Source organism: Nocardioides sp. Z50_6 (genome assembly GCF_058215755.1).
This window is the reverse complement of sequence record NZ_JBZAJB010000008.1, coordinates 1-15346: the sequence shown is the minus strand read 5'-3', so window position 1 is coordinate 15346 and position 15346 is coordinate 1. Positions and strand designations below refer to the sequence as shown.

Annotated in this window: 13 protein-coding genes and 1 rRNA gene; 7 read left to right on the top strand and 7 right to left on the bottom strand. The window is 72.0% G+C overall.

The features are described 5' to 3' along the window. Positions 1 to 20: 20 nt before the first annotated feature. The 3 genes from AC4BGE_RS16315 to AC4BGE_RS16305 form a co-directional block, all read right to left on the bottom strand. Positions 21 to 491, bottom strand: coding sequence for a peroxiredoxin (locus tag AC4BGE_RS16315; protein WP_490572306.1), 471 nt, complete (start codon positions 489 to 491; stop codon positions 21 to 23). Between the two features lie 75 nt (positions 492 to 566). Continuing rightward, a complete protein-coding gene (locus AC4BGE_RS16310) occupies positions 567 to 2147 on the bottom strand; it encodes an AMP-binding protein (protein WP_490572305.1) in 1581 nt (526 codons plus the stop codon). A 49-nt stretch (positions 2148 to 2196) separates the two neighbouring features. Next, positions 2197 to 2634 carry a DUF3052 domain-containing protein gene (locus AC4BGE_RS16305; protein ID WP_490572304.1) on the bottom strand — a complete coding sequence of 146 codons (438 nt, stop codon included), beginning with the start codon at positions 2632 to 2634 and terminating at the stop codon, positions 2197 to 2199. A 146-nt stretch (positions 2635 to 2780) separates the two neighbouring features. Here AC4BGE_RS16305 and aceE point away from each other — a divergent pair, with 146 nt between their 5' ends. After that, a complete protein-coding gene (aceE, locus tag AC4BGE_RS16300; protein WP_490575944.1) occupies positions 2781 to 5543 on the top strand; it encodes a pyruvate dehydrogenase (acetyl-transferring), homodimeric type in 2763 nt (920 codons plus the stop codon). A gap of 20 nt (positions 5544 to 5563) precedes the next feature. On the opposite strand, the gene AC4BGE_RS16295 is transcribed toward aceE, so the two are convergent. Continuing rightward, on the bottom strand, positions 5564 to 6547 hold the full coding sequence (locus AC4BGE_RS16295; RefSeq protein ID WP_490572302.1) for an alpha/beta fold hydrolase: 984 nt from the start codon (positions 6545 to 6547) through the stop codon (positions 5564 to 5566). A 118-nt stretch (positions 6548 to 6665) separates the two neighbouring features. Here AC4BGE_RS16295 and AC4BGE_RS16290 point away from each other — a divergent pair, with 118 nt between their 5' ends. The 6 genes from AC4BGE_RS16290 (at position 6666) to AC4BGE_RS16265 (ending at position 13294) form a co-directional block, all read left to right on the top strand. Beyond that, positions 6666 to 7886, top strand: a complete 1221-nt coding sequence (locus AC4BGE_RS16290; RefSeq protein WP_490572301.1) for a PucR family transcriptional regulator — start codon at positions 6666 to 6668, stop codon at positions 7884 to 7886. Between the two features lie 79 nt (positions 7887 to 7965). After that, complete coding sequence (locus tag AC4BGE_RS16285) at positions 7966 to 9150, top strand: acyltransferase domain-containing protein (protein ID WP_490575943.1); 1185 nt, start codon at positions 7966 to 7968, stop codon at positions 9148 to 9150. Continuing rightward, a complete protein-coding gene (locus tag AC4BGE_RS16280) occupies positions 9147 to 10169 on the top strand; it encodes a beta-ketoacyl-ACP synthase III (protein ID WP_490575942.1) in 1023 nt (340 codons plus the stop codon). Before AC4BGE_RS16285 ends, AC4BGE_RS16280 begins: the two co-directional genes overlap by 4 nt. Before the next feature lie 104 nt (positions 10170 to 10273). Continuing rightward, positions 10274 to 10519 (top strand): acyl carrier protein, encoded by a 246-nt coding sequence (locus tag AC4BGE_RS16275; protein ID WP_490572298.1) that lies wholly within the window; start codon positions 10274 to 10276, stop codon positions 10517 to 10519. Between the two features lie 73 nt (positions 10520 to 10592). Further along, complete coding sequence (fabF, locus tag AC4BGE_RS16270) at positions 10593 to 11840, top strand: beta-ketoacyl-ACP synthase II (protein ID WP_490575941.1); 1248 nt, start codon at positions 10593 to 10595, stop codon at positions 11838 to 11840. Then, on the top strand, positions 11837 to 13294 hold the full coding sequence (locus AC4BGE_RS16265) for an acyl-CoA carboxylase subunit beta (RefSeq protein ID WP_490575940.1): 1458 nt from the start codon (positions 11837 to 11839) through the stop codon (positions 13292 to 13294). Before fabF ends, AC4BGE_RS16265 begins: the two co-directional genes overlap by 4 nt. Positions 13295 to 13327: 33 nt before the next feature. Here AC4BGE_RS16265 and AC4BGE_RS16260 read toward each other — a convergent pair whose 3' ends face one another. The 3 genes from AC4BGE_RS16260 to rrf all read right to left on the bottom strand — a co-directional run bounded on the left by AC4BGE_RS16260 (position 13328) and on the right by rrf (position 15222). Then, complete coding sequence (locus AC4BGE_RS16260; RefSeq protein ID WP_490575939.1) at positions 13328 to 13855, bottom strand: DUF3145 domain-containing protein; 528 nt, start codon at positions 13853 to 13855, stop codon at positions 13328 to 13330. 167 nt (positions 13856 to 14022) lie between these two features. After that, complete coding sequence (locus AC4BGE_RS16255) at positions 14023 to 15012, bottom strand: tetratricopeptide repeat protein (RefSeq protein ID WP_490575938.1); 990 nt, start codon at positions 15010 to 15012, stop codon at positions 14023 to 14025. Between the two features lie 93 nt (positions 15013 to 15105). Further along, positions 15106 to 15222, bottom strand: a 5S ribosomal RNA gene (gene rrf / locus AC4BGE_RS16250). Positions 15223 to 15346 lie beyond the last annotated feature (124 nt).

The following is a 15346-nucleotide window of genomic DNA, read 5'->3' as shown; positions in this document are numbered from 1 at the left end:
AAGGTAAAGAATTCTCCGCGTCAGGCCTCGGCCGCGGCACGGAGCTGGACGAGGTGCTCGTCGAGGTCCCGACCCTGCGGCATCGGGTTGTGCACCGACCAGCAGACGGTGCCCGCCCGGTCGACGACGTAGGAGGAGCGCCGCGGGATGCCCTTGGCCTCGTCGAAGACCTCGTAGGCCCGGGAGACCTCGCCGTGGGGCCAGAAGTCGGAGAGCAGGGGGAAGTTGAGCCCGTCCTGGTCGGCGAAGGCACGCAACGAGAACACCGGGTCGCAGGAGATCGCGACGACCTCGGTGTCGAAGGTCATGAACTCGTCGAGGCGGTCCCTGACCACCGCCATCTCCCCGGTGCACACCCCCGAGAAGGCCCACGGGTAGAAGAGGATCGCCACCGCCTTCCGCCCGCGGTACGACGAGAGGGTGACGTCCTGCCCGAACTGGTCGCGCAGGGTGAAGTCGGGGGCGGGGCCCCCGGGGATGAGTCCGCTCATGATGGCGCCATCATCGCACCGACCGGTTGCCTGGCCGGAGCAGGGTGAGGCTCGCCCACCCTGCTCGCGAGCGGGTCAGCTGTTGGCCAGGACGCGCTTGAGGATCTTGCCGGTGGCGTTGCGCGGCAGCTCGTCGAGGAAGACGATCTCGCGCGGCACCTTGTAGCGCGCCAGGTTGCCGCGCACCCAGTCCTTGAGGACGGTCTCGTCGGCCGCGGCCGGGTCCGAGACCACGACGAAGGCGCGCAGCCGGTAGCCGAACTCCTCGTCCTCGATGCCCACCGCGGCCGCCTCCACCACGCTGTCGTGACGGCACAGGCAGTCCTCGACCTCACGGGGGAAGACGTTCTCGCCGCCGCTGACGATCATCTCGTCGTCGCGGCCCTCGACGTAGAGGCGACCGTTCTCGTCGAACCGGCCGACGTCACCGGTCGACATCAGGCCGTCGATCATCTCCTTGCCCCCGCCCCCGGTGTAGCCCTCGAAGAGCATCGAGTTGCCGACGAAGATGCGCCCGGTCTCCCCCTGCGGCACCTCCTTGCCGGCCGGGTCGAAGATCTTCACGGTGGTGGCGTACGGCGGCTTCCCGGCCGAGGTGGGCGCCTCGCGCAGGTCGACGGGGTTGGCGATGGAGGCGTAGGCCACCTCGGTCGACCCGTAGATGTTGTAGAGGTTGTCCCCGAACCGGTTCATCCAGGACAGGGCCAGGTCGCCGGGGAGCGCCGAGCCCGAGGCGGCGACCATCTTCAGGGACGGCATCGTGATGCCCGCCAGGGTCTCCTCGGGCAGGTTGAGGATGCGCTGGAGCATCACCGGGATGACGATGAAGGAGTCGCAGCGCTCGTCGCGGACCACCTTGAGCGACTCCTCGGGGTCGAACCTGCGCCGCAGCACGATGGTCGAGCCGAGCAGCATCCCGAGGAAGAGGTGGGCGAAGCCCCAGGTGTGGAAGAGGGGCGCGGCGATGTGCGTGCGCCACCCGGACTTGAGCGGCAGCCGCGACATCAGGGCGACCGCGTTGCTGATGCCGGCCTCCTTGCGCGGAGCCCCCTTGGGGGTGCCGGTGGTGCCGGAGGTGAGGATGACGATCCGCGCGTGGTGCTCGGGCGGGGTGAGGTCGGTGGTCGGGTGGGCCGCGATCAGCGACTCCAGGGAGTCCGGTGCCCCGGGGGCGTCGGTCCAGGCGAGGATCTTGTCCTTGACCTCGGCGGCGGCGAGCAGAGCGGTGAACTCCTCGTCGTGGATGACCAGGACGGGCTTCTCCCGCGCGATCACGTCGACGAGCTGCGGCCCGGCGAAGGCGGTGTTGAGGTAGAGCAGGTCGGCGCCGAGCTTGGCGACCCCGATGGTGGCGTCGACGAAGCCGCGGTGGTTGCGGCACATGATCCCCACCTGGTCGCCCTCCTTCACCCCGCGGGCGGCGAGGGCGTTGGCCAGGGCGTTGGAACGCTCGTGGATCTGCTTGAAGGTCAGGGAGCCGAGCTCGTCGATCAGGCCGACCTCGTCGGGACGCGAGATCGCGAGCTGGCTGAAGCCGCCCGCGGGGCCGGTCCCCCACGCCTTGACGGTCTTGACGATCCCGCGCAGGACACGAGGGGACATGGGGTGGACCACCCCGGCGCTGGACAGCACGGACAGGGTCTTGACGATGCTCATGTGAACCTCGGGCTCGTGGAGGGCCGTGTCCGTAGTGCTGGACGACGGCTCAGGCGGGTGTCTTCGGCGTGACCAGCCGGGTGGCCTGCCAGTCCTTGCTGACGGCAGCGGTGGTGGTCTGGGCCAGACCCGCGATCGGCGCGGCCTCGGCGATGTCGGCGGCGTCGACGCTGTTGGGCCGGCCCACCTTCGGAGTCAGGAGCCAGATGGCGCCGCCACCGACCACGTCGGTCTTGGCGTCGACCAGGCCGTCCGCCAGGTCGCCGTCCTCGTCGCGCCACCACAGCACCACTGCGTCGACCACGTTGCCGTAGTCCCCGTCGACCATGTCGGCGTCGATGGCGTCCTCGATCGCGATCCGCAGGTCGTCGTCGGTGTCTTGGTCCCAGCCGAGCTCCTGCACGACCAGTCCGGGCTTCAGCCCCAGCCTGCTCGCGACGCCGTCGCCCGATCCTTGGGTGGACTCCCCGCCCACGCTCGCAGTCAACGGACCCTCCTTCGTCACGTATACCCCCGCGGATGCGCGGAGTGATGAGTAGTCCAGCGGAGTCCGGCCCTGAGCGCAAGCCTGAGCCCAACAGGCGTACCAGCCGGTAGATTCTTCCTGCCGCGCCGACGTGCGACGATGCACCCGTGAGTGACCAGCCGACCGATCGCCCGTACACCCCGTCCGTCATCCATGAAGGGCTGCCCACGCAGCTGCCGGACATCGATCCGGAGGAGACTCAGGAGTGGCTGGCGAGCTTCGACTCGCTGGTCGACGACCGCGGCCGGGCCAGGGCCCGCTACCTCATGCTCCGCCTGCTCGAGAGGGCGCGCGAGAAGCAGGTGGGGGTCCCCGCGCTGCGCTCCACCGACTACATCAACACCATCCCCTCCGAGCGTGAGCCGTGGTTCCCCGGTGACGAGCAGATGGAGCGGCGCATCCGTGCCTTCATCCGCTGGAACGCCGCGGTGATGGTCTCCAGCGCCAACCGCAAGGGCCTGGAGGTCGGCGGCCACATCGCCACCTACCAGTCCGCGGCCAGCCTCTACGAGGTCGGCTTCAACCACTTCTTCCGGGGCAAGGACCACCCCGGCGGCGGCGACCAGATCTACATCCAGGGGCACGGCTCGCCGGGCATCTACGCCCGGGCCTTCCTCGAGGGCCGGCTGACCGAGGGGCAGCTCTACCGGTTCCGGCAGGAGGTGCAGCACGGCGTCGGCCAGGGCCTCCCGTCCTACCCCCACCCCCGGCTGATGCCCGACTTCTGGGAGTTCCCCACGGTCTCCATGGGCCTGACCGGCATCAACTCGATCTACCAGGCGCGCTTCAACCGCTACCTGGCCAACCGGGGCATCAAGGACACCCGGGACCAGCGCGTGTGGGCCTTCCTCGGCGACGGCGAGATGGCCGAGCCCGAGTCGCTCGGCGCGATCCGGGTCGCCGCCCGCGAGGAGCTCGACAACCTCACCTGGGTGATCAACTGCAACCTCCAGCAGCTCGACGGCCCGGTCACCGGCAACGGGAAGATCATCCAGGAGCTCGAGGCCAACTTCCGCGGCGCCGGGTGGAACGTGATCAAGGTGATCTGGGGCCGCGAGTGGGACGCCCTGCTCGCCCGCGACGTCGACGGCGTCCTGGTCAACCGGATGAACACCACGCCCGACGGGCAGTTCCAGACCTACTCCACCGAGGACGGCGCGTTCGTCCGCGAGGACTTCTTCGGCAGCGACCCCCGCCTGCGCGCGATGGTCGAGCACATGAGCGACTCGCAGATCGAGAAGCTGCCCCGCGGCGGGCACGACTACCGCAAGGTCTACGCCGCCTTCGACGCCGCCACCAAGCACGTCGGTCAGCCGACGGTGATCCTGGCGCACACCATCAAGGGCTGGACGATCGACGCCCTGGAGGGCAAGAACGCCACCCACCAGATGAAGAAGCTGACGCCGGCCGACCTGAAGAAGTACCGGGACCGGCTCTACCTGCCGATCAGCGACCGGGAGCTCGAGGAGTCCTACGACCAGACCGGCGGGGCGCCCTTCTTCCACCCCGGCAAGAACGCCCCCGAGATCGAGTACATGCTCGAGCGCCGTCGCGCGCTGGGCGGCTCCGTCCCCCGGCGGGTCGAGCGGGCGACCCCGCTGACGCTGCCTGGCAAGGACACCTACACCGAGCTGCGGCAGGGGTCGGGCAAGAACAAGATCGCCACCACGATGGCGCTGGTCCGCCTGCTGCGCGACTGGATGAAGGACAAGGGGATCGGCGACCGGATCGTGCCGATCGCGCCCGACGAGTACCGCACCTTCGGCATGGACTCGATGTTCCCGCAGGCCAAGGTCTACAACCCGGGCGGCCAGCAGTACGACGCCGTGGACCGCAAGCTGCTGCTGGCCTACAAGGAGTCGGCTCAGGGCCAGATGCTCCACGAGGGCATCTCGGAGGCGGGCGCGATGGCCTCGGCCACGGCGGCGGGCTCGGCGTACTCCACGCACGGCGAGCACATGATCCCGTTCTACATCTTCTACTCGATGTTCGGCTTCCAGCGCACCGGCGACTCCGTCTGGGCCATGGCCGACCAGCTGGCGCGCGGCTTCCTCATCGGCGCCACCGCCGGGCGCACCACGCTGACCGGGGAGGGCCTCCAGCACGCGGACGGCCACTCCCCCCTGCTGGCCAGCACCAACCCGGCCGTCGTGCACTACGACCCGGCGCTCGCCTACGAGGTCAGCCACATCATGGAGTCCGGCCTCACCCGGATGTACGGCGACCAGGCCGAGAACGTCATCTTCTACCTGACCGTCTACAACGAGCCGGTCAGCCAGCCGGCCGAGCCCGCCGACGTCGACGTCGACGGCATCCTGCGCGGCCTGCACCGGGTCAGCGTGGGCGAGGGCGACGGACCCCGCGTCCAGCTCCTCGCCTCGGGGGTGGCCTGGCCCTGGGCCGAGAAGGCCGCCACGATGCTGCGCGAGGACTGGGGCGTCGTCGCGGACGGCTGGTCGGTGACCTCCTGGAACGAGCTGGCCCGCGACGCCGTGGCCGCCGAGGAGTGGAACCTGCTGCACCCCGACCAGGAGCGCCGGACGCCCTACGTCACCGACAAGCTGCGTGAGTCCTCGGGTCCCGTGGTGGCCGTCTCCGACTTCATGGCGGCCGTCCCCCTCCAGATCGCCCGGTGGGTGCCGAACGACTACCGGGTGCTGGGGACCGACGGCTTCGGCTTCGCCGACACCCGGCCGGCGGCCAGGCGGTTCTTCCACGTGGACGCGGAGTCGATCGTCGTCCAGGCGCTCCAGGCGCTCGCGGACGCCGGCGAGTTCCCGGTCGACAAGGTCGCCGAGGCGGCCAGGCGCTACCGGATCGACGACCCGACCGCGGTCTCGGACGTGGCGCAGGAGGGCGGCGACGCCTGAGGCGCGGCGCCCGGCGCGGCTCAGCCCGCCGGGCGTCTGTGCAGGTCCGGCACCGGTGAGACGGGCGACCGCCCGGCCTCGCTCTGGCGCACCGGGCGGTCCTGGCCCTGCTCCAGCAGTCGGCGCCAGGTCGCGCGGGAGTGGCGCTGGGGCTCGGTCCCCGCGATGAACTCGCGCAGGATGGCCGCGAACTCCTCCGGGTGGTCCTTGTGCGGGAAGTGGCCGCTGTCGGGCAGCACCACCACCCGCGCCGACGGCGCCAGGGCGGCTGCGTGGGCGGCGTGGGTCGCCGGGATGACGTGGTCGTCGGCCCCCCACACCACGCACATCGGCATCTCCCGGGTGAGGTAGGCGCGATCCGCCATCGTCACCACCTGTCCCTTCCAGTCCACGACGGCGCGCACCACGTGACGGATCGCGGCCCGCTGCCGCGGGTCGGTGAACTGCTCGTAGACCGCCGCGACCTCGTCCAGGTCGCGGGTGCGCGGCAGGCCGGTCGAGGCGAGCACCCGCAGCGTGGTGGACGCGACGTGCCGGACGACCGGCAGCGTCAGCACCCCCATCACCTGGTGGAAGCCGGGGCTCGTGATGGCGCGGATGGCGGGACTCACCTCGGGCCCCAGACCTCCGGAGGAGACCAGCACGATGCGCCCGGTGCGCTCCGGGTACTGGTAGGCGAACTGCATCGCCACGCCGCCGCCGAAGCTGTGCCCCACCACCGTGACCTTGTCGATGCCCAGCACCGTGAGCAGGTCGCGCATGCCGTTGGCGTAGCCACCCAGGCTGTAGTCGGCGCGGGGCTTCTCCGACTGGCCGTGGCCGAGCAGGTCGGGGGCGATGACGGTGTGGTCCCGGGCCAGGTCGGCCAGCACCGGCGACCAGGTGCGGTGGTCGCAGCCGAGCCCGTGGAGCAGCAGCAGCACCGGCCCCGATCCGGCTCGCACGAATGCCCGCCGGTGACCGTGCAGGGTGAGGTGATCCACCTCGAAGGCCGGGTCGGACACGCGCTCCCCCCTTCGTCGCTGTGCTCGTATTCAAGCATCCGCCCTCCCTGGTGAGCCGCTCCGTGCGAAGGCTTTAACGTGATCGAGACCTTTGGCGGGTCTGCACTAACATGGGGATGTGACTTTCGCCACCGATGACCTGGTCCCGCAGGACCGTGCCGGCGTCGTCTCGGCCCTCGACCGCTCGTCGGGCGCCCTCAGCACCGCGGCCATGGCCCGGATGGAGGACCAGATGCCCTGGTTCGCTCAGCTGAGCGCGGAGGACCGGTCCTGGGTCGGGCTGATCGTGCAGGCAGGCATCCGCGGCTTCACCGGGTGGCTGCGCAGCCCGCCCGAGTCGGGGGCCGAGGGATCGTGGGGGCACGCGCTGGCCGGCCAGATCTTCGGTGCGGCTCCCCGCGAGCTCACCGGGGTGATCAACCTGCAGCAGACGGTGGACCTGATCCGGCTCAGCATCGACGTCGTGGAGTCCAACATCGAGTCGCTGGTCGAGCCCACGGAGATCCCGGCGGTCCGCGCGGCGGTGATGCGCTACGCCCGCGAGGTCGCCTTCGCCACGGCCGAGGTCTACGCCCGAGCCGCGGAGTCCCGGGGGGCCTGGGACGCCCGGCTGGAGGCCCTGGTCGTCGACGCGGTGCTCAGGTCTGAGGGCGACGAGACCCTGCTCTCCCGCGCCAGCGCGCTCGGCTGGGCGGCCCGCGACGGCGTCACCGTGGTCCTGGGCAGCGCTCCGCTGTCCCGCACCGACACCGACGTCTTCGGGGAGGTACGCCGCCTCGCCCGGCTCGCCGGCATGGACGCCCTCTGCGCCACCCAGGGTGAGCGCCTGGTGGTGGTGCTGGGCGGGGTCCGCGACCCGCGCGCGGCGGCGGGCGCAGTGGCCGACCTCTTCGGCGAGGGGCAGGTGGCCGTGGGCCCGGTGGTCCCCGGCCTGGACCGGGCCCACGTCTCGGCGCGGGCCGCGGCGGCCGCGCTGCGCGCCGCCCCGGGGTGGCCCGAGGCCCCCCGTCCGGTCAGCAGCGACGACCTGCTCCCCGAGCGCGCCCTCGCCGGGGACGGTCACGCACGCAGGCACCTGGTCGAGGAGGTCTACGGCCCGCTGGCCGCCTCCCGCGGGGCGCTGGTCGCCACCGTCTCGGCCTACCTCGCCGCCGGCGGCTCCACGGAGGCGGCCGGTCGCGCGCTCTACGTGCACCCCAACACGGTCCGCTACCGGTTGCGCCAGGTGGCGGCCCTCACCGGCCTGGACCCGACCGCGCCGCGGGAGGGCTTCACCCTCCAGCTCGCCCTCGTGCTGGGGCGCCAGGCGCACCGCTCCAGCGCGGCCGACCCTTTGTAGGAACCCCACAAACTTCGCCGCGACCTTTCGTGTGCGTCCCCGATGGGTTCGGTGGGCCGGGACCGGCACAGTTGGCTCCGTGCTCGTCATCGTCGCACCCGGCCAGGGTGCCCAGTCCCCCGGTTTCCTCTCCCCCTGGGTCCAGGACCCGGTCTTCAGGTCCCGCATGAACTGGCTCTCCGCCGTCGCCGGTCTCGATCTCGTCACGCACGGGACCGAGTCCGACGCGGAGACCATCCGCGACACCCGCATCGCCCAGCCGCTGCTGGTGGCGACCGGGCTGGTCGCGGCCCTGGAGCTCTTCCCCCACCCCGCCGACGCGTTCGGCAAGATCGGGGCGGTGGCCGGGCACAGCGTCGGCGAGCTGACCGCGGCCGCCGGCGCCCGGGCGATCACCGCGGAGCAGGCCATGGTGCTGGTCCGCGAGCGCGGCGCGGCGATGGCCCGGGCCGCCGCGACCGAGCCCACCGGCATGACCGCGGTGCTCGGCGGCGACCGTCAGGAGGTGCTCGAGACGCTGGCCTCCCACGGTCTCGTGGCGGCCAACGACAACGGGCGCGGCCAGCTCGTGGCCGCCGGCACGGCCGCCCAGCTGCGTGCCCTCGCCGACGCGCCCCCGGCCCGGGCCCGGCTGGTCCCGCTGAGCGTCGCCGGCGCCTTCCACACCGTCCACATGGAGCCCGCGGTCGCCCATCTGGCCGCCCTGGCGCGCTCCGTGTCGACCCACGACCCCCGGACCCGCGTGATCTCCAACCGCGACGGCCAGATCGTCCACGACGGCCCGGAGCTGCTGGCCCGGCTGGTCGGCCAGATCGCGACGCCCGTGCGCTGGGACCTGTGCCTGGAGACCATGCAGGACCTAGGCGTCACCGGCATCTTGGAGATGCCGCCCGCCGGCACCCTGACCGGCATCGCGAAGCGCGCGCTCAAGGGCGTGGAGACCTTCGCCCTCAAGCACCCCGACCAGCTCGACGAGGCCCGGGCCTTCTGCGACCGGCACGGCGAGGCCTCGCCCATGGACATCTCCCCCACCTGGCGGATGGTCGTCGCCCCGGCCAAGGGGACCTTCCACCAGGCCAGCGGCGTGGACGCCACCGAATCCCTGCCCCCGGGGAGCGTCATCGGGGACGTCGCCAGCCTGCGCGAGCGCACCCCGGTCTCCGCCCGGCACGGTGGCCAGGTGATGGAGTGGCTCGTCGAGGACGGCGACCCCGTCTCGCCGGGCCAGCCGCTGCTGCGCCTGCATCCCGAGGGGGCGGCGTGACCGCGCTCCGGCCGCTCGCCGCCACCACCGGCTCCCCGGGCGCCCGGATCCTGGGAGTCGGGGCCTACCGGCCGAGCCGGGTGGTGCGCAACGCCGACCTGGTCGCCGCCATCGAGTCCTCCGACGAGTGGATCCAGCAGCGGTCCGGGATCAAGGAGCGCCGGTTCGCCACCGCCGATGAGACCGTGCAGCTGATGGGGGTGCGCGCGGCCGCCGCGGCCCTGGAGCGAGCGGGGATCGAGGCCCGCCAGGTCGACTGCGTGGTAGTGGCCACCGTGAGCCACCTGATGCAGACCCCGGCGGTCGCCACCATGATCGCCCACGAGCTCGGCACCGAGCAGGCCGCTGCCTTCGACATCTCGGCGGCCTGTGCCGGCTTCTGCCACGGGCTGGCCCTGGCCAACGACCTGGTCCGCGGCGGCACCGCCCGCCACGTGCTCGTCATCGGGGTCGAGAGGCTCAGCGACATCACCGACCTGAACGACCGGGGCACCGCCTTCATCTTCGCCGACGGCGCGGGCGCCGCAGTGGTGGGGCCCAGCGAGGAGCCCGGCCTCTCCCCCGTCGTCTGGGGCTCGGACGGCGAGCAGTCCGACCTGATCCGGCAGCGCGAGGACTGGCGCGACGTCGTGGGCACCGCGGACGCACCCGGCAGCGGCGTGATGCCCCACCTGACCATGCAGGGCAACGCGGTCTTCCGCTGGGCCTCCTTCGCGATGGCGAAGGTGGCGCGACAGGCCCTCGACCAGGCGGGCGTGCGGCTGGAGGACCTCGACGTCTTCGTCCCCCACCAGGCCAACATGCGCATCATCGACGCGATGGCCCGTTCCATGGGTCTCCCGGCCCACGTCCGCGTCGCCCGCGACGTCGCCGAGCAGGGCAACACCTCGGCCGCCTCCATCCCGATGGCCCTGGAGCGGATGATCTCCGAGGGTGAGGCACGCTCGGGCGACACGGCCCTGCTCATCGCCTTCGGCGCCGGCCTGGCCTACGCCGCACAGGTCGTGATCGTCCCCTGAGCCCGCACCCCGAGGCCCGCCCGCACCACCCGGCCCGCCGCTGCGGTCCAACCCCCCGGTTCACCACCCACCAGTTCACCGCCACCCAAGGAGAAGGAAGCAACATGACCACCGAAGAGATCCGCACCGACCTGGCCGAGATCGTCAACGAGGTCGCCGGCATCGAGACCGGCGACGTGCAGCTGGACAAGTCGTTCGTCGATGACCTGGACGTCGACTCGCTGTCGATGGTCGAGGTCGTCGTCGCCGCCGAGGAGAAGTTCGGCGTCACCATCCCCGACGACGAGGTGAAGAACCTGCGCACCGTGGGCGACGCGGTCGCCTTCATCGAGCGCGCGCAAGCCGCCTGAGCACCCGGCCGGTGGTCCGCGAGGACCACCGGCCAGCGGCCCCCATCGACCACGCAAGGAACGGAAGACCCACATGAGCACCCGAGTCGTCGTCACCGGTCTCGGCACCACCAGCCCGCTCGGCGGGGACGTCACGTCCACCTGGGAGGCCATGCTGGCCGGCCGGTCCGGCGTACGCCGCCTCGAGGACCCCTGGGCGGCCGACATGCCGGTCAAGATCGCCGGCCGCGTCGCCGTGGAGCCCAGTGAGGTGCTCGAGCGCGTCAAGGCGCGGCGCCTGGACCGGTCGAGCCAGTTCGCCATGGTCGCCGCCCAGCAGGCGTGGGCGGACGCGGGCCTCGCCGAGGCGGCCGTCGACGGGGACCGCCTCGCGGTGTCGATCGCCTCGGGCATCGGGGGCGTCACCACGCTCCTGGACAACTACGACGCGCTGCGCGACAAGGGTCCGCGCCGGGTCTCGCCGCTCGCGGTGCCGATGCTGATGCCCAACGCGCCGGCCGCCAACGTGTCGCTGGCACTCGGCGCCAGGGCAGCCGTCCACGCCCCCACCTCGGCCTGCGCCTCGGGCAACGAGGCCCTCGCGATGGCGCTCGACCTCATCTCGCTCGGCCGCGCCGACGTCGTCGTGGCGGGGGGCACCGAGGCAGCCATCCATCCACTGCCGATGGCGGCGTTCGCCAACATGATGGCCCTGTCGAAGAACGACGGCGACCCCACCACCGTCTCACGCCCCTGGGACACCGCACGCGACGGCTTCGTCCTCGGCGAGGGCGCCGGCATCCTGGTGCTGGAGTCCGAGGAGCACGCACGTGCTCGTGGCGCAAAGATCTACGCGGTCGTGCTCGGCGCGGGGATCAGCAACGACGCCCACGACATCGCCCAGCCCGACCCCGAGGGACGCGGTGGGACACGCGCGATCCGCCAGGCCGTGCAGGCCGCGGGCATCAGCGCCTCCGACGTCAAGCACGTCAACGCCCACGCCACCTCCACCCCTCTGGGAGACGTCGCCGAGGGGCTGATGCTGCACGCCGTCCTGGGCAGCGCCGTCAACGACGTGGTGGTCACCAGCACCAAGTCGATGACCGGACACCTCCTCGGCGGCGCCGGGGCCCTGGAGGCCGTGGCCACGGTGATGGCGCTGCACGAGCGCACCAGCCCGCCGACCATCAACCTCGACGACCTCGACGAGCGGGTGGAGCTCGACATCGCCACCAAGGCCCGTCCCCTGCCCGACGGCGAGATCGCCGCCCTCAACAACTCGTTCGGCTTCGGTGGCGCCAACGTCGCGGTCGCCTTCGGCTCGGCCGGGAGCGCCCGATGACCGCCATCCCCGCTGCCGCCGCAGCGTCCTCCCAGACCCGGGTCGCACTCAAGGTCCCCCGCCACGAGGACCCGCGCCACCCCGCCACCCGCCTCGCGGCCCTCTTCGACGAGGGCACGCTCGAGCTGATCAGCCCCGACGACGACTCCGGGATGATGGCCGGCACCGGCAGGATCCACGGCGCGCCCGCCGTGGCCTTCTGCTCCGACGCCACGGTGATGGGCGGTGCGATGGGGGACACCGGCTGCCGCGTCGTGGTCGACGCCTACCACCGGGCGATGGCCGACGGCGTCCCCGTCATCGGGCTGTGGCACTCCGGCGGCGCCCGGCTCGCCGAGGGAGTGCTCTCGCTCCACGCCGTGGGGCGGATCTTCCACGTGATGACGCAGGCGTCCGGCAAGGTGCCGCAGATCTCGGTGGTGCTCGGTCCCGCCGCCGGCGGCGCCGCCTACGGGCCCGCCCTCACCGACGTCGTCATCCTGGGCCCCGAGGGACGCATCTTCGTCACCGGGCCGGACGTCGTCCGGTCGGTGACCGGCGAGGACGTCGACATGCTCCGCCTCGGCGGCCCCGAGCCGCACGGCCGGCGGTCCGGCGTGGTGCACGTGCTGACCGACTCCGAGGAGGAGGCTCTCTCACGAGCCCGCAGCCTCACCTCGCTGCTCGGCTCGCAGGGCAGCCTGGACCCCGACTCCGTCGAGGACGTCGACCTCGAGGCGTTGCTGCCGGCGGCGCGCAAGCGTGCCTACGACGTGCACCCGCTCGTGGAGGCGGTGCTCGAGCCCGGAACCACCGAGGAGCTCCACGCCCGGTGGGCGCCCAACGTGGTCACCGCCCTCGGCCGGCTCGGCGGCCGCACCGTGGGCGTGGTGGCCAACAACCCGCTGCGCCTGGGCGGCTGCCTGGACTCCTTCTCCGCGGAGAAGGCCGCCCGCTTCGTCCGGATGTGCGACGCCTTCGGCATCCCCCTGCTGGTCCTCGTGGACGTGCCGGGCTACCTGCCGGGTGTCGGCCAGGAGTGGGACGGCGTGGTCCGCCGTGGCGCCAAACTGCTGCACGCGTTCTCCGAGTGCGTGGTCCCCCGCGTCACCCTGGTGACCCGCAAGACCTACGGGGGCGCCTACATCGCCATGAACGCCCGCTCGCTCGGCGCCACCCGTGTCTTCGCCTGGCCCGGTGCCGAGGTCGCGGTGATGGGGGCGGTGGCCGCGATCCGGGTGCTGCACCGTCGCCGCCTCGCGGAGGTCTCCCCCGACATCAGGCCCCAGGTCGAGGCCGAGCTCGCGGTCGAGCACGAGAGGATGGCCGGCGGCGTGGAGCGGGCGGTCGAGATCGGCGTGGTCGACGAGGTCGTCGAGCCCCGCCGTACCCGGACTGCTCTTGCCCGGGCGATCGCGGACGCCGTCGAGATCCACGGGGTCCCCCGCGGCCAGCACAGCAACATCCCCCTCTGACCGGCGCGGGTCCGAGCCGGACCCGCGTCAGCGTCAGACGACCTGGTGTAGCCAGCGGACCGGTGCGCCGTCGCCCGCGTGGCGGAAGGTCTCCAGCTCGTCGTCCCAGGCCTTGCCGAGCAGCTTGTCGATCTCGAGGAGCACCGTGGTGTCGCCCATGGCGGCCTTCACCACGGCGGCCTTCAGCCTGTCCTCGGGGATCATGATGTCCCCGTGCAGGCCGGTGACGGCGTGGAAGACCCCGAGCTCGGGCGTGTAGGAGTAGCGGCTGCCCTCGGTCGAGGCGGTGGGCTCCTCGGTCATCTCGAACCGCAGGTGGTTCCAGCCGCGGAGCGCGGACGCCACAGCAGCCGCCGTCCCCGCGGGTCCGGTCCAGGACAGCTCGGAACGGTAGGTGCCGGGCTGCGCGGGCTGAGAGGTCCAGTCCATGCTGACGGCAGCGCCGATCACACCGCCCACTGCCCACTCGATATGCGGGCACAGCGCGGACGGCGCTGAATGCACGAACAGGATCCCCCTGGTCGCAGGTCCGTTCGGACGGGGGGCAGTACGTGTGGTCACCGTGACCTCCTTCGTTCCGGCGCGAGCTACGCCTTCCCCAGCGGTCTCGTCATGGAACAAGGAGCAAGATGACACATATGTGGTTTGTGCGACCATTGTGACTCACTCGAGACCACAATGCCAGCGTTGACGACCCGGACACGCCGACGCGCGCCCGGGCCTGGCACTCAGGCCTTGCGCTCCAGCATCTCGGCCCGCTCCGCGGCGTCCGTGATCTGCTCGCCGTCGATCGCGTTGGTGCGGTGGAACCATGCCAGCGCATCGCCGTCGCGGCCGGCGGCCTCGAGGATGTCCGCGTAGGCGTAGCGCAGCCGGACCACCCACGAGGCGCGGCTCTTCGACATCAGCGGCGCCAGCTCGAGCGTGCGCAAGGCGGCGTCGAGCTGCCCCATGTCCCGCCGGGCACCGGCTTCCACCAGTGTCATCTCCGCCTTGGCCTCGGGGCTGAAGTTGGCCACCGACGGGCTCTTGGCGAGCTTGAGCGCCTGCTCGGGCTGACCGAGTGCCCGGTGGCAGTCCGCCATGATCGGCAGGTAGTCCGTGGCACCGTTCATCCGCTTGGCGGCCCGCAGCTCGGCCAGCGCCTCGGCGTAGTGGCCTGCCGCATACGCCGTCTCCCCCGTCGCCTCGCGGACCACGGCAAGCCGCTGCGCCCGCGAACGCGCCGCCAGCGCGTGCTGGTAGGCGGTCTCCGGGTCGTCCTCGATGAGCTCGCCTGCCGCAGCCAGGTGACGGGCCACCCGGGCGGCCAGCTTCTCGGGCAGGCCCTTCAGCTGCGCGATGATCCCGCGGTCCAGCTCCTTGCCGGTGATGTGCGCGGGGATCTCCGGACCGTCGTACCGGGCCTGGTCGACCGTGCGAGGAGTGCGATCCTCCGCGTCCCGAGGACGACGGGGGCCGCCACGGCCCTGGGGGCCTCCGGCCCGCTCGGTCCGCCGCCCACCGCGCTCGCCGGCGCCGGCGCGCTCACTCGGGCGTCCGCTCCGCTCCGCGGGCCTTCCGCTGCGGCCCTCGGACCGTCCGCCGGACGAGCCACCGGTCGAGCCACCGGAACGCGGCGGCTTGCCGCCACGGGCGTCGGAGCCACCGGGGCCACGACCGACCCTCTTGTCTCCACCGCCACTACGTCCCCCTTGACTGCGACGCTGCTCAGCCACGACTCCACCTTCTCGTTGTCTTCGCGTGCACGACCCGAAGGGCCGTGAAATGGCGCAGAGGCCACCCTAGTGGGTGGCCTCTGCGGAGTGTATGTCCGGCGGCGTCCTACTCTCCCACAACCTCTCGGTTGCAGTACCATCGGCGCTGAAAGGCTTAACTTCCGGGTTCGGTATGGGACCGGGTGTTTCCCTTTCGCTATGGCCGCCGTAACTCTTGTGGCATCCCATCCCCTCGGGCGTGGACCTGGACACTCCCCATGCAGGGGGGTCCGGCCATGCACCCGTATCGGGGTGGGGCCAAGCTCGTTGTTGTGTTGTGTGTGTTCGCAGACCA